General features: G+C 48.9%; 16 protein-coding genes. 6 read left to right on the top strand and 10 right to left on the bottom strand.

The features are described from left to right. Window positions 1-11: 11 nt before the first annotated feature. The gene (gene ntcA, locus VB741_RS16405) at window positions 12-677 is read right to left on the bottom strand and encodes a global nitrogen regulator NtcA (protein ID WP_323366264.1); all 666 of its coding nucleotides are present in this window, start codon (window positions 675-677) and stop codon (window positions 12-14) included. 377 nt (window positions 678-1,054) lie between these two features. Here ntcA and fabI point away from each other — a divergent pair, with 377 nt between their 5' ends. The 3 genes from fabI to VB741_RS16390 all read left to right on the top strand — a co-directional run bounded on the left by fabI (window position 1,055) and on the right by VB741_RS16390 (window position 4,839). Then, window positions 1,055-1,831, top strand: coding sequence for an enoyl-ACP reductase FabI (fabI, locus tag VB741_RS16400; protein WP_323366263.1), 777 nt, complete (start codon window positions 1,055-1,057; stop codon window positions 1,829-1,831). A gap of 136 nt (window positions 1,832-1,967) precedes the next feature. Continuing rightward, complete coding sequence (locus tag VB741_RS16395; RefSeq protein ID WP_323366262.1) at window positions 1,968-2,417, top strand: SRPBCC family protein; 450 nt, start codon at window positions 1,968-1,970, stop codon at window positions 2,415-2,417. 31 nt (window positions 2,418-2,448) lie between these two features. Then, a complete protein-coding gene (locus VB741_RS16390) occupies window positions 2,449-4,839 on the top strand; it encodes a hypothetical protein (protein ID WP_323366261.1) in 2,391 nt (796 codons plus the stop codon). A gap of 60 nt (window positions 4,840-4,899) precedes the next feature. Here the strand turns inward: VB741_RS16390 and VB741_RS16385 are convergent, their stop codons facing one another. Together VB741_RS16385 and VB741_RS16380 are read right to left on the bottom strand one after the other, a co-directional pair. After that, window positions 4,900-5,355 (bottom strand): ATP-binding protein, encoded by a 456-nt coding sequence (locus VB741_RS16385; protein WP_323366260.1) that lies wholly within the window; start codon window positions 5,353-5,355, stop codon window positions 4,900-4,902. A 3-nt stretch (window positions 5,356-5,358) separates the two neighbouring features. Then, on the bottom strand, window positions 5,359-7,026 hold the full coding sequence (locus VB741_RS16380) for a SpoIIE family protein phosphatase (RefSeq protein WP_323366259.1): 1,668 nt from the start codon (window positions 7,024-7,026) through the stop codon (window positions 5,359-5,361). A 293-nt stretch (window positions 7,027-7,319) separates the two neighbouring features. Between VB741_RS16380 and VB741_RS16375 the strand changes: the two genes are divergently transcribed. Continuing rightward, complete coding sequence (locus VB741_RS16375; protein ID WP_323366258.1) at window positions 7,320-8,204, top strand: hypothetical protein; 885 nt, start codon at window positions 7,320-7,322, stop codon at window positions 8,202-8,204. Window positions 8,205-8,215: 11 nt separating this feature from the next. On the opposite strand, the gene rsmH is transcribed toward VB741_RS16375, so the two are convergent. From rsmH to VB741_RS16355, 4 genes are all read right to left on the bottom strand, one after another. Continuing rightward, complete coding sequence (gene rsmH / locus VB741_RS16370; RefSeq protein WP_323366290.1) at window positions 8,216-9,097, bottom strand: 16S rRNA (cytosine(1402)-N(4))-methyltransferase RsmH; 882 nt, start codon at window positions 9,095-9,097, stop codon at window positions 8,216-8,218. A gap of 376 nt (window positions 9,098-9,473) precedes the next feature. Further along, on the bottom strand, window positions 9,474-10,781 hold the full coding sequence (locus VB741_RS16365; protein WP_323366257.1) for an IS110 family transposase: 1,308 nt from the start codon (window positions 10,779-10,781) through the stop codon (window positions 9,474-9,476). A 326-nt stretch (window positions 10,782-11,107) separates the two neighbouring features. Then, window positions 11,108-11,263 carry a hypothetical protein gene (locus VB741_RS16360; protein ID WP_323366256.1) on the bottom strand — a complete coding sequence of 52 codons (156 nt, stop codon included), beginning with the start codon at window positions 11,261-11,263 and terminating at the stop codon, window positions 11,108-11,110. After that, window positions 11,260-11,670, bottom strand: a complete 411-nt coding sequence (locus VB741_RS16355) for a hypothetical protein (RefSeq protein WP_323366255.1) — start codon at window positions 11,668-11,670, stop codon at window positions 11,260-11,262. The genes VB741_RS16360 and VB741_RS16355 overlap by 4 nt, the downstream gene beginning before the upstream one ends. A 391-nt stretch (window positions 11,671-12,061) precedes the next feature. Between VB741_RS16355 and VB741_RS16350 the strand changes: the two genes are divergently transcribed. Both VB741_RS16350 and VB741_RS16345 read left to right on the top strand, forming a co-directional pair. Beyond that, complete coding sequence (locus tag VB741_RS16350; RefSeq protein ID WP_323366254.1) at window positions 12,062-12,256, top strand: hypothetical protein; 195 nt, start codon at window positions 12,062-12,064, stop codon at window positions 12,254-12,256. An 84-nt stretch (window positions 12,257-12,340) separates the two neighbouring features. After that, window positions 12,341-12,691 (top strand): hypothetical protein, encoded by a 351-nt coding sequence (locus VB741_RS16345; RefSeq protein ID WP_323366253.1) that lies wholly within the window; start codon window positions 12,341-12,343, stop codon window positions 12,689-12,691. A gap of 84 nt (window positions 12,692-12,775) precedes the next feature. On the opposite strand, the gene VB741_RS16340 is transcribed toward VB741_RS16345, so the two are convergent. The 3 genes from VB741_RS16340 to VB741_RS16330 all read right to left on the bottom strand — a co-directional run bounded on the left by VB741_RS16340 (window position 12,776) and on the right by VB741_RS16330 (window position 13,992). Then, window positions 12,776-13,291, bottom strand: a complete 516-nt coding sequence (locus VB741_RS16340) for a hypothetical protein (RefSeq protein ID WP_323366252.1) — start codon at window positions 13,289-13,291, stop codon at window positions 12,776-12,778. Further along, window positions 13,288-13,635, bottom strand: coding sequence for a hypothetical protein (locus VB741_RS16335; protein ID WP_323366251.1), 348 nt, complete (start codon window positions 13,633-13,635; stop codon window positions 13,288-13,290). The genes VB741_RS16340 and VB741_RS16335 overlap by 4 nt, the downstream gene beginning before the upstream one ends. Window positions 13,636-13,740: 105 nt before the next feature. After that, complete coding sequence (locus tag VB741_RS16330; RefSeq protein WP_323366250.1) at window positions 13,741-13,992, bottom strand: hypothetical protein; 252 nt, start codon at window positions 13,990-13,992, stop codon at window positions 13,741-13,743. Window positions 13,993-14,007: the final 15 nt, after the last annotated feature.

Below are 14,007 nucleotides of genomic sequence, written 5' to 3'. Positions count from 1 at the left end.
CAACCGCGTCCCTATGCAAATTGCTGGCTGAGGGCGACGGGATCGTGAACGGTGATCTTTTTCTTGTGGATGGATATCATGGTGTCCTGACGCAAATCCCCCAATAGTCGCGTGACCGTAACCCTAGTGGAGCCAATGGCTTCGGCAATAGCCTGATGGGATAGTTTGAGGTCAATGGTAATGCCGCTGGTGCTGGGCACGCCAAAGTCACGACAGAGGATGAGCAAAAAGCTGACGAGACGAGACCCCATATCTCGGTGGGCCAGGGTTTCGATCATCATTTCGGTTTGCAGAATGCGAGACGATAGTCCCTGAAGCAGCATGATGGCAAGTTCTGGATGTTCCTCTAGGGCCTGTTTGACCTGCTCGATGGGCATGGACATCAGCTCAACCGGCGTAAAGGCTACGGCATGGTAAAAGCGGTCGGAACGGTTACCAGTCAGTAGGGAAAGAACGCCAAAAACGCTATTTTCCCGGAGCAGGGCAACGGTAATTTCTTCGCCTGCTTCGTAAACCCTAGAGAGTTTTACAGCCCCCTTGAGCAGAAAATAAACCCGTTCAGCCGGATCGCCAGGAAAGAATATCGTTTTACCGCGCTCATAGGTTTCGGCTACAGGGGGAAATGAGCCTGTGGATAGCTGCCGTAATAGATTGGCAAGGGGTTTATCTGTAGTCACGGTGGTGGGGGGTGTGCGATCGCAAAAGCTTAAGCCAAGGAAAAGCTAAGGTTAACTGAGAACTATAGAACAAAACCTGAGATTTCAGATTTTAAATGGGTTAGCCATGGCAAGACTACAAACTAATCCTTCAGGCAATAACTAAAAGTCAAGGAGCAGATGTCCCCGAAAAAATCATGTGCATCACTTGATTTAATTAGAATTAGCAAGATTCCCTGACTTTAAGACCAATAAAACCCAAGTTCGTCGGGTTTAATGTATTCATTGATACAAATAGCAAAGCTATCCACAGGGGGCCATTTTTCAGTATGCTCCTATGGGCCACGACAACGACGTAGCCGGACTAAATTAATTTCGATACGCTCTCCCCAATTACCATGCTAGACCTGACTGGAAAAAATGCCCTGGTGACCGGTATTGCTAATAATCGTTCAATCGCCTGGGGCATTGCCCAGCAGTTGAGCAAGGCCGGCGCTAATATCGGTGTGACCTACCTGCCTGATGAAAAGGGCCGGATGGAAAATAAGGTGAGGGATTTGACCGAGCCTTTAAATCCCAGTCTGTTTCTGCCCTGTAACGTGCAGAACGATGACCAGGTCAAGGGCACCTTTGATGCAGTTAAGGAAAGTTGGGGCCACTTAGATATCCTGGTTCACTGTTTAGCCTTTGCCAATCGGGATGACCTGACGGGGGATTTTAGTGACACATCACGCCAGGGTTTCCAGACAGCCCTGGATATCAGTGCCTACTCCTTAGTGAAGCTAGCTCAGCAGGCCAAAGTATTAATGGGGGAAGGGGGCAGCATTATTACCCTGTCCTACCTAGGCGGAGTCCGGGTAATCCCTAATTACAACGTCATGGGTATTGCCAAAGCAGCCCTAGAGATGAATGTGCGCTATCTAGCAGCGGAGCTGGGTCCCAGCAATATTCGGGTCAATGGCATCTCGGCTGGGCCCATTCGTACCCTAGCGTCGTCAGCGGTGGGCGGAATTCTCGATATGATTCACCATGTAGAAGAGGTGGCACCCCTACGCCGTACGGTTACCCAATCGGAGGTAGGTAATGCAGCAACCTTTCTATGTAGCGATCTAGCCTCAGGGGTAACGGGTCAAATTTTATACGTTGACTCCGGCTATGGGATCATGGGAATGTAACCGCCCTGGCAGCGCACATTCGCCGTTAACCTTTTAATGGCTTCCATAGCCCGTATCCTTCCCCCATAGGTTTGCCCCCGTGGGGTCATTCCCATATACCTGTCCCTATTATTTTCCCCCACCTGCCCATACCCCCATGGCAAATTGGCTTGAGCACAGCGTACATGTTGATGTGGAGGCTCCCATCGACTTGGTTTGGGCCCTATGGTCTGATTTAGAACAGATGCCCCAGTGGATGAAATGGATTGATTCGGTGGAATTGCTAGCCGATCAGCCAGAAATGTCCCGTTGGAAGTTGGCATCCGGTGTGTGGGAATTCACTTGGCTATCCCGTACGGTCAAGGTGGTGCCCCATCAGATTTTGCAATGGGAATCGGTGGATGGGTTGCCCAATCGCGGGGCCATTCGGTTCTATGGGCATCAACAGGGACGCAGCACAGTCAAAATGACCTTAGCCTATTCCGTTCCCAACGTATTAGCTAAGTTTATGGAAAATGGATGGCTGCGAGGGATTGTGGATTCTACGCTGCAGGCTGACTTAGAGCGGTTTCGAAAGAAAGCTGAGCAAATAGCCAAAACTGGCTGATGCCATGGCTTGTTATCTTTAATGGGCGCTCATGGGCTTCGACATGCAACAGGCGGAGACGTGCCTGCAGTCTCTAAAACTGGTTACGTTGTTTCAGGATGTGCTGGGTTGGATGGCGCCGGTGGAAGGGCGTGCGATCGCAACCCGAGCCTTTAACCACCCCTACCGAGCCCACTGTATTGCCCAACGGGAAAATGTCAGGATTTGGGAAATCAAACTCAATACCCCCCAAGACCTGAGCGTAAAACTCAAGACCAGGCTGTATCAATCCATCCATCGAAAATACCCCCAACCCCTGCTGATCTTTACCGATCGCCAACGGTGTCGCAGTCTCTGGTACTGGCAAAGCAGCCCCCATATCGCCCAGTCATTGGTCTTTATTCCCCAACAGCCCCTGGCAGGGTGGCATGCCCGACTACAGTACCTAGCCAACTACAGCCCCAACCTAGGGGCTCTCAATTTACAGCCCCAGCCACTCTGCTGCGCTGAGTTTACCCAGCAGCTACGGCAGCACCTAGACCAGCTAAGTAGTAGCATTACTGGCATCCACGACCGAAGCGATCGGCACTGGTATGCAGCGGTGCTACTCCAGCGCTTAATTATCATTCACATGCTGCAGCAGCGGGGGCTGTTAGATGGCAACATCTGGTATCTCCACAACCAACTGGGACACAGTCAACAGCGTCAGCGGGATGGCTTCTTTCGGCAGGTGCTGCAACCCTTATGCACTCAGGGATTTTCCCTGCCGCTACTGGAACGCCCTCGCAACATTGGCTGGGTCGGTCAAGTGCCCTACTTGGGAGATGTGTTCTATACCCATCCCTTAGAGAGGCAGTATGCCAAGATTGACATTCCAGATGCGCCGTTTGAAGCAATTCTGGTCTGGTTTGAGTCCCCCCTGTGGCAGCAGGTGGGCAATAGCTGGCAGGCCAGCACCCTAGGTTTTGCTTTCGAACAGGTGCTAACCGAAGAGGGTATAGTACATACCCAAAACGAAGCGGAAACGGCAGGTGCGCTTGAGGTGTGCTGTGACCTCATCCTCAATCAGTATATGCTCCGACATCTTGGCATCGAGCCGGGGCCATCGGCCCCTGATTTTTGGGATATTCTTTTCTCCGGTCACCCTCAACATCTGCGTCAGCTGATCCAGACGATTTTGCCCCAGTTTTCAGTCCTCGATCCAGCCTGTGGAGTGGGCACGTTCCTCATTGCCCTACAACATCGGTTAGTAGATACCTACAGTGTGCTGATTGGCCAGTTAACCTACTCCCCAGATAGCCAGCTGGCTATCTGGGGAGTAGGCTTACAGACCGAGCATTCTTCTCTGCTGCAGACCATCTACCGCCGCATCTTTAGATACGGTCTCTACGGTGTAGATCTCAATCCAGTGATGGTTGACATTGCCCGACTCCAGCTACTCCTAGGATTGGTGGCCATTGCCCAGCAGCCCCAAGATATTGAACCCCTGCCCAGTCTTGATTTCAACATTGTTACGGGCAATAGCCTATTGGGATTTATTCGAGTAGATGAGGCCGGGTTTGATCGGTTACGCGCCACGGAGACCGTCCTTCAAGGCAATCTGCTGCAACCACTAGTGGCCGAAAACTATCGCGCTATTCTCGCAGAAAAAAACATTGCCTTAGAACACTACCGCTCCCAAGCCTATCTATTGGAAGAACTGCAACAAGGTATTCCCCATTACGCCAAGCTAGAATATTTCCGAGATCGGATCAATCAGCTTGACAATCAAGCCCAGGCGAAACTAGATGAGCTGTTGTTAGCGGAGTTTAGCCAAACCCTAGGCATCCAATTTAAATCTGCCCAACTGTTGGAGTCCCCCAGACGGCGATTACTCCAAGTTGAAGATCTAGCGGTGTTACAGCCGTGCCACTGGGGTTATCACTTTAACCATGTGTTGAATCGAGCAAGGGGATTTAATATGATTTTGACCCGACCTCCCCAGGGGCCCTTTCGACCCACCACCCAAGAATTTTTTCAACAATTTTATGATTTAACCCATCAAAAGAATATTGACATTTGCACATTCAAAACAGCCAAACGTTCATTACTTAACACCGACCCTGACATCGCTAATGCCTGGCTGTTTTACCAGAGCCAATATTCATTATTGACCGACTATTTTTATCGCTCCCCCAATTACGATCACCAAAGCCCATTGCTCAAGGGGAAGCGCCAACGGACCCAGCTACGTCGACATTGGCTGTTTATTGAGCGGTGTTTTAACCTGTTGGCACCCCAAGGGATTTGTGGATTGATCGTGTCTAGAGATATTAAAGAAAGTCCCCGGGGGGTTGCTCTCCGGAGCCTGATAGAGACCCAAACCGAGGGTGATTGGCTGACGGGGTTATCTAGCCCCCCCCAGGGATTTGACCAGGGTTTTCTTTGGTTTTATAAACATTGAGCCGGGCGTGGGTCGAGCCATGGGAACGGGACAAAGGTAACAGGGACAGCCCATACTCCCTTAAGTTTCAACTTTCTTCGCATAATCAACCATTAACCCTAGATCCTTTTCTAAGGTCAGACAGTTACGACCATCGCCACCCCTAAGTTGATAATCGACGCGATCCATCAGCTGGTGCAAAATCAACCAGCCATAACCACCCTCTTGGGGGTTACTAGGGCTGGGGGCTGTGTAGTCACGCAGATCAAACCCATCCCCTTCATCCCAAACTTTTAAGGACAGGAAACTGCCCTCAAGGCCCAACCTTAAAACCACGGGAATTTCGGGGCGATCCTGATGGGCATGGCGAACGACATTGGAATAGACCTCAACAATGACTAACCGCAGACGGTTTTCAGTCTTCTGCCAATCTAGGCCGACCGTGTTCCCCAGTTCAGCTTTGAGCGAACTGAGTAGCCAGCCTTCCACCACCACTAAAAACTTTAAATCACTGGGGATAGCAAGTTCAGTTTTCATCGGTTAAAACGCTACCTCCAAAGACAAAATTGTTTGATCGTCATGCTGTTCACTGTCTGTGGTATTCAGTTGAGTCAGTAGACGATTAAGATCGAGTCCAGTTTTTTGCTCCAAAAGTAATTGCCATAGCCCAGCTTCACCTAACATTGTTTGCTGCCCATCGACAGTGACAGAGGCTTCGGTAATGCCATCGCTGGCCAGTAATAGGGCATCACCTACGCTGAGGGTTATATTTCCTGCCTCTGCCCGCCACCTAGGCAAAATTCCTAGGGGAACGTTGTTGCCTCCCTTTAAATAAATCGGCTCAGAGGGAGAAACGGTTCCCTGGACAACATTTTTTTGTGACCACACCAGGGGGTAAATATGACCTGCATTGGCATACCCCAGTTCCTTCATCCCTGGGGTATATCGCACCAACACCATGGTGATCATGTGTTCGTTATTAACCAGATCAGCGTAGAGGGACTGATTGAGATTGGCCATCACCATGACAGGACTGGGGGACTGGCTGGCAGATAATTCTCTCCGCAGGAGCGATATGGCACTGGCCATAAATAGGGCTGCGGGTACGCCCTTGCCAGACACATCCCCCACCGCTAACCAAACATCGCCCTGGGGATGGATAAAAACCTCATAGAAATCACCCCCTACGGCTCGGGCGGCTTGGCATTGGGCCTGGATCTTAATACCCGGTATCTCAGGCCACACCTGATTGAGTAACTTGTGTTGAATTTGCCGCGCCACCCGTAATTCAGTTTGCATCTGTTCAGTTTGGCGCTGAATATGATGGTGGAGTTTGGCTTGGGAAATCGCCATCACCACCTGTTCCGAGATGCTATTCATCAGGGTGACGGTAGTGGTGTCCCAGGTGCCCACAATCTGGTACAGAGCAATGGAGGCTAATGGCGTATCTTGGTCTGTAAACCTGGCGACTAGGCGGGTGAGGGTAACGTCACCATAGGGGAATTTGTCTAAAATCAGCTCTTGGCTAGGTACTGCTGTGTCAGCCAAATCAGGGATGGATTCACCAGTCTTTGCATAGGTAACGGGCTGGGGTGCCTGGCCGAGTTCGATAGCATCCACTGGATATAAAACAGCGTAATCGGCTTCAAACCCTTCCCCTAGGGCTTCCACTACTGTCTGCAGGGTGTTGGCATAGTCTAATGAGCGGCGGATAGTCGTGGTAATTGAGTTGTAGAGTTTTACTTGCTTTAGGGAACGGGATAAATCATGGGTACGCTGCTTTACCATGCGATAGGTATTGGCCGCCTGATCGATCACCTGCCGCAGCTCATTGGGTTTCCAAGGTTTAGTGATGTACTTAAACACCTGACCAGAGTTGATCGCATCTACTAGGTCTTCCACATCGGTGTACCCAGTCAGGACAATGCGAATGGTGTCGGGGTAGGCGTCCGTGGTCAGGCTCAAAAATTCCGTGCCATTCATTTTTGGCATGCGTTGATCGGAAATAATGATGGCCATTTCGCCATGCTCAGCTAAGCAAGCTAGCGCTTCTTGCCCACTACTTGCCCGATAGACATCGTAGCTACGTCTAAAGGTGCGATGTAGTAACTCCAGGTTATCAAGTTCATCGTCAACAACGAGAAGCTTGAGCCGTGTGTGAGTGTCAGAACTCATATCATCGTGGGGTATGTCTGATACTTGGGACATTAGGTCCAATCCTTGACAGGATTCAGCGCAGAATTCTTATATTTACCGATCAATCTTAGTGTGCCCAGGGAGATACATAGACAACTAGACTTGTTTCAACCCAAATTCATCCATCCAAATTCATCCATCGTCAGCAGGAGAATAATATAGGTTGGGGTAGCCTTACACTGTGGGCTTATTGTGTGAACTATTGGTGGGCTATGGGCTAAGTACGGTTTGGTTGATTTTGGCTCATATGGTTTAGTTCATAGTAGTTAGTTCATAGCAGGTTTGGTTCATATAGGTGGAAAACTATGGGTATGTTTTGCTCTCCTGGTCTAGGGTTAGCTATGGTGTTTTCCCTAGTGGGGGGATGGACAATGGGGGCCTATGGTCAGTCATTGCCCCATACAATTGACGACGATTTGGCCCAGCTGGAGCGGGCTATTTGTTTAGGACAATGGCAGGAAGCCATCGATATTACTAGCGGGCTGATGGCTTCGGAGGAGGTATCACCTGATTATCGGCAAGAGCTATTGGGGGTTAGACGACAGTTACAGGTATGGCAAACCAGTTCATTACCGCCTCAAGCTTCATCCAGTTGCGATCGCACCCAATCCCTATTTATCACCCTCGATCAACAACCCACTGCCCCTGAGCCCCAACCCTTAGATTGGAACCGAGCCCTAGCCACCCTGGCCAATCGTCGCCCCATCATTGAATTAAATGACGACATTGAGCCAACGGCCAATCTCATTCCAGCGGAACTCACCGCCAACAGCCCAGAGCTATTGACGGCTTGGGCAAATCCCTTAGATACGACCCATGGGTTTAACGTCACTGGGGGCCGCGTCAACGGTGACCAACAGGTTTACAGCTTTTTAGCCCGTCTGGGCGATCGGGTTTCCCTCGAGCTAGACGTCACCCGTACCTACATTGGGGGCGATTCCCAACTATTCGTCTTTGACCAGGACGGTCGCCTCCTCACCCAAAGTGACCCAGATAGTCTACAGGCATCGATCCAGGACTTTGCATTGCCTCAAACCGACGTATATTTTGCCGTGGTCAGTCCCCAGGGCACCCTCCCTGTGGTCGATGCCCATGGATTGATAACGGACTGGCAAATCAGCGATGGGACTAGCTTTGACTATACCCTCACCCTAACGGGGGTAACACCCTATCAGGCACTATTGCCCTAAATCCCATTGCCCTAAATTCTCTCTGCTAGCCGCAGTTTTGCCGAACGGGCCCTGGGGTTGCGCCGCACTTCTTCATCGCTGGCAATAATCGGCTTTTTGGTCAGCACATTGAGCTGTTCATGGTCGCGCATGCCATGTTTGACCCGACGGTCCTCTAGGCTGTGGAAGCTAATAATGGCCAGTTTCCCCCTGGGGACTAGCCAGCTGGGCCCAACTTCAATCAGCTGTTCGAGGACTTCCAACTCTCGGTTGACAGCGATGCGCAATGCCTGAAACACCCGAGTGGCAGGATGAATACGACCGTGGCGGTACTTGCTAGGCACGCTGGATGCGATCGCATCCGCCAAGGCCGTTGTGGTCTGGAACGGTCGACGCTCCACAATGCAACGGGCAATGCGACGAGAAAGCCGCTCCTCACCATAGTTATAAAAAATATCCGCCAGTTCCCGCTCTGCCCCACGGTTAACCAAATCAGCCGCCGTCAATTCCTGGGTCGGATCCATGCGCATATCCAGTGCCCCCTGGTGGCGAAAGCTAAATCCCCGCTCGGGGCGATCCAATTGAGGCGAACTCACCCCCAAATCCGCCAACACTCCATCAAAGCGTTGATCCAGGGGTGAAAACTCCGCAAAATTGCCCTGCCAAAACGTTACTCTATCCCCGAATTCCCCCAAATTCTGCCGGGCCGCATCCAGGGCGTTGGGGTCTTGATCTAGGGCCAGCAGACGAATCGTCGGATCGGTTTCTAAAATTAAGCGGCTGTGGCCGCCCCCGCCCACCGTGACATCCAAATAATAACCATTGGATTTCGGCGCTAAACCCGCCAAAACTTCCTTAGCTAGTACCGATTGGTGCACAAAGTCTGAAGGGGCTGCCTGGGCTGATAGAGCCAATGCTTGCTGAGCCTTAGGGTCGTCATGGGTCACAGGGGTACCTCAGGGATGCCTCAGGGATGCCTCATTGAGGCTAGAAGCTAACGTAAGCATATATTTCAACGCATCATACCCTAGGGAGCCAATGGCCATGGAAAACGATTTACTCCCTAGGGGATAATCACCCTACCCCAAATTAGCCAGAACTAAGGCAACTTGATCCCGCTTTTATTCCAGCTTTCAGCGAAGAATCTTGCTAAAGTTCCTTAGAGTCTCTATTATTTTAGGTGAGACGTTGGACTTTATAGAGATAGGACTTTTCCTACTGGTCACTCTCACCTTATTAAACTAGATGCGATCGCAATTCGTTTTGGTGCGATCGCATCTGGCTACGGTTTCATTTTTGAACAAACTCTTTGGCTAGAAGCTTATACATTCTTCTAGTCAATCTTGATGCTGTGGCAGATCGGCGCTTAAAGCTAGCTTCATTTGGCCTTAAATACATGTAGTGCAGTCGTAATGCTGCAACTTCTTCGGTAGTGTCAGTTAGTGCCGCAATTGCCTTAATAAGCTCTGTATTTAGCCAATGACTAACCTTGGGGTTACCAAGTGTCGCTACTGCCGTTTGTATGTCGGCGTTAGCGGTTTTCATTTTCCTATTCATTAGGATTGTGGTGGTAACGTAAGTCCACAAGGTTGCTCGAGCGTGTTTAGGCCCCCCTTTGACCCATCCTTTCTTAGTGCCAGATTCTTTGAAAATTAAGCCCATGCCTAGGCTTAACTTAAAAGCTCCTTCGCTTCGGTTTCGCCTGGTGCGCTTATTTTTTGATTTGTCGGTACTAGATATAAACTCTACGATCTCTTTCCCATCTTCTAGGAAACTTTCAAATGGGTATATTGCACATGTCAAAGACAACCTTGTCTTTGGACCCATTAGGAACTCGTCAAAAACTTTGCTGTATTTGGCAAATTTTTCGTCTGATAAAATATTGTCCACCTTAATTTCAAGCGGATATTCTACCTTGTGTAAATGACATATCTGCTCTGCTAATAACTTGCTGTGGTCGCTTATACCTCTACCTATTGTGTTGTCTACTTTTTCTTGGCGTTTCTTTCTGTGCCTGTCTTCTGGGTTGTCTGGTTCTCCTGCAATAAATCTGAGGATTGCGGGCGGTTTAGGGTTTAGCCAACTTCTACCGGAATCTTCAACCGTGTTTACAATTTCAGGAACTTCATAGCATAGGCGTTGGCATAGCCTATTTATCATTGGATTTCTATTATTGATGGTGTTTTTTAATGCTAGAAAATGTTCCTTTAATTCCATCTGTTCTATCCCGATAAAGGCACTGGAATTAAAGTAATTTTCTAAAGCATAAACCGCGATCGCGGCTGCATCTTCTTTGTCTTTTTTGTTATTAACCCCTTTATAAGAACGGTATGCCGTGATTCTCCTAGGGCTGACTAACCTCACGTCCTTTCCATGCTTTTTAAGCTGGTCAACCCATATATAGGAATATGATCCAGTTGGTTCTAGTACGTAGCAGTCTGCATTTTCTTCTATTAACCAATCTATTGCCTCGTGGGAAATTTTGAGAATTTTTGGCTTATAGCTTCTACTAAAGCTTTTGAAATCTCTTGGAGCTTTATCAACAACACAAACATACAGACTATCTTTTCCACAGTCGCACCCGATTATTTTTACCATGTTTGAAGAGCCTTGATCGTTATTCCTTTAAGCCAAAAAATGGCCAAACTACCCTTAAAGCAGCGACTCAAAGAAGGCAATAGTTCGGTATAAATTGAAGCTAACAATTATTGTTGGCCATCTTTAGCACAAAACAAAATTGCCTTCTGCGGGAATCCCGCGACTCTTAGTTTTTAAGAGTTTCGTCCTTTTTCCATGGGACTCATCAGGCGGTTTGATCCTAGTTCCTTTAAGTCATCGAAGCTGACCCGTATTAACAAGAAAATCAATCCTTCACAGAATATGTGAAGGTTTTTCTTGTTTTTACATTGGACTAAGGTCTAAAGTTAATTGTTGACTGGACTTTGATGTTCTTCTGAAAGTAATAGGATTCGCTGCTGAAAATTTTGCACCGTAAATTCTGTATCGCTGTTGAGTAAGTAGAGTAGGTCGATTAGTTCACTGATTGCGATCGCACGCCATTCTAGTTGCTGTTCTGTCACTGGCTATCGCCCAGGCTGTAACTAACTGCCTGTCTCCCTGTGTAGTTGATAGCTGCCCACCGACCATAGGGCAGCTGATAAAAGTCTTGGTCTGTGGTCCGGTAGGCTGGCATCCCAAACCGATCAATTATGGATTCGTATTTTTGAGGCCAGCTGAGATGCAGCAGGGCGTTTATGTCAGCATCACTCAACGCACCATCTAGGGCATAGGGCTGTAGGCCCGCTGGGGGCATGGCAGGTTTAGAACTTAGCCCTACTTCCATATCTTCAGCCATGGCTGAGCTGCTGCTCGTAACCTCGTCAGCGACTGTATTAACGGTGGCTGATACAACCTTGCCGATACAGCTTGAGGCCGTTAGCCAGGGCGCTAAGCCTAGGCTGATGGCTAGAATAATCTGCGATCGCATATCACTCCTTCAGCTTTAGCTTTGAACAGTGCTTGACCTGGAATCGATTACGGTTCTGTTTGTCCTTGGCTAGAGCATTGAAAAAAATTAGGGCCTGCTCTTGCAGTCTAAACATGGCCTCAACGGTCGTTACTTGGCCTAGCTGAACGACTACCCAAGGAAATACTCTTTCTTCTTTTTCTTCCACCACTAAATATCCTTACTTGATGGCTGAATTTTGACGCCCTATAAAAAGGGGACTTCAGTTATTTTGTGTATAATCTTACAAATATGTTGTGTATAATGCAAGGGAAATCAAGATAGAAATTTACGTAAATACGAAAGTACGTGCTCTATTAGGCTTCACGGGTTTATGCGTATAATATGGGCGTTCTTGACTAGGCTCTCGAAGATGCCGAAAGCTGGACACAGCGAACATGGTCAACCAAAAACGGAACGCCTTAATGCTTCCCTTTCTCCGGATGGCAAGCAAGGCTTAATGGATATTGCTGACTCTTATGGGCTCAGTGTGTCTGAGTTGTTAGAACGTATAGGAAGGGGGGCCATACCGGTGGGAGAACCGGGGGAAATCGTGGTCAGCAGCTAGTAGTGCTCCGACGACTGCTGACGGAATTAAGAATTTTTTTGAGCAGGGCGGAGACTGCAATCGATGATATTTTGGGCCGCACCGATGGTGGATAACGCTGTGCGATCGCAAGCTTCATTGGCGGGTAATTCTGAATGGTTTGGATTATATGAATATCCAAGCCATGGGAGGCGCTATTATCGCTTGCAGTGGGGGGTGGGTCGTAAAACTCTGGGGCAGCTGCATGTTAGGGGCGGTGCCGTCGGGTCGAAGCTGGCTGATGTTCGGGCGGCTGAATTGGGCCGATGGGTTATACAGGGGCGCACACTGGCTCAGTGTCGTAAGTTGGTTTCTTCTTGGGATAAGCAAACGTCCAAGGGGGACACTCGGGGCAAGCCCAGGCGGATTAAACCCATTCCGCAAGTCCACGAGCCAAGCGATGTGCCAGGGCCGTAGGCCGCAACTGCTGCGCTCTGACGTGGCCGTAACTTTAACGCTATGCCTAATGGGGATAACCTCGTTCTCCCCATTGCATTATTTCTATGAGGCTTCTTTTTGCTGCCGCCTAAGCTTAGACTGTCGCCGTCTTAGCTCTGTGGTGAGTCTGCCGTTAACAAAACGGGATTGTTTAACCCAAAATACTTGGCTCCATAGGTTGCCGCGTACTGATGGCCAATGGCAACATGGCCCGGTCCATACTTTATTGCTTGGCTGGCCTGGAAAGGTGGTGATTTGTTTCTTTAGTTTTGGTTCGGGCTCACCTGCTGCGATCGCAACCATCCAGCGCTTAATGTCGTCATCAACACCTGGCGGCATGTGCTCTGCTGCATACCGGGCATACATTAGCCCTCGCAGCTGCCTACGCCCAATCTCGTCATATAGATATGCTTCTACGGTGTGCTTTAGGAAAACCAAAAACTTTGGATTAGTCCATTCAAAAATACCGTGCTCAAAGCACCTACAAACTAGATCCTCTCCTTCTAGTAAATCGTATCTAGGGAGGTTGTTTAGCTCGGCAATAATCGGATGATAGCTAGCAACTGATTGTGTTTTCATAGCTCCCAATTATTTTCTATTAATGACTGTGTAAACCCGTCCCAGGCATTTTGTGCGGGGTCGCTGAGGTCTTCCATGCGGGCTTGGGTGTAATCGTACCCGTCACCCCATACTTGCATTTCCTCATTATTACTCAGGGAGACATCCTGCCTTCCCTTATTCATCCTACTCTTGATACTGCCGTTGACCATCATGTAGACCACTTGCGGGGCATTGAGCGCTTTCAGATGATCCATTAGGCTTCGATAGTTGCCATCAAAATGCTCGAGGGCTTCTTGAAGGATCGCTAGGTGCTCGGGCGATACCTGCGCGGCAATTTTTTTTGGTATATTTCGCTTTGCCATGATTCGCTACTCCAACGCTATGCCTAATCGGGATAACTTCGTTCATTGTCTCTTTATGAGACTGTGGATTATCTCTTTTAGACAGTTTGAATTTTCTACGATTCGTTATTTTTCTTTTAATTTTTGAGTGGCTGCGATTGCGATCGCAGCCTGAATATCAACCCCCAATATCCTAAACAAACGTTCTAGATTTTCGTACCTGCTAGATGCTGGATTTTGAATGATTCGGTTAATTGTGCTGCGGTAGTGATCTTGACGCTCAGGAATACAGCCGTCTTTGTCTTCTGCGTAGGCAATCGCTAGCTGATTGAGATTTGTATCCTTGGCTAACTCAATTAATAAATCTTTGATTTCCATACAGCATCTAGCGCG

The organism is Leptothoe sp. PORK10 BA2, from assembly GCF_034932105.1.
GTDB lineage: Bacteria > Cyanobacteriota > Cyanobacteriia > Phormidesmidales > Phormidesmidaceae > Leptothoe.
This window is presented reverse-complemented; position numbering and strand designations above follow the sequence as displayed.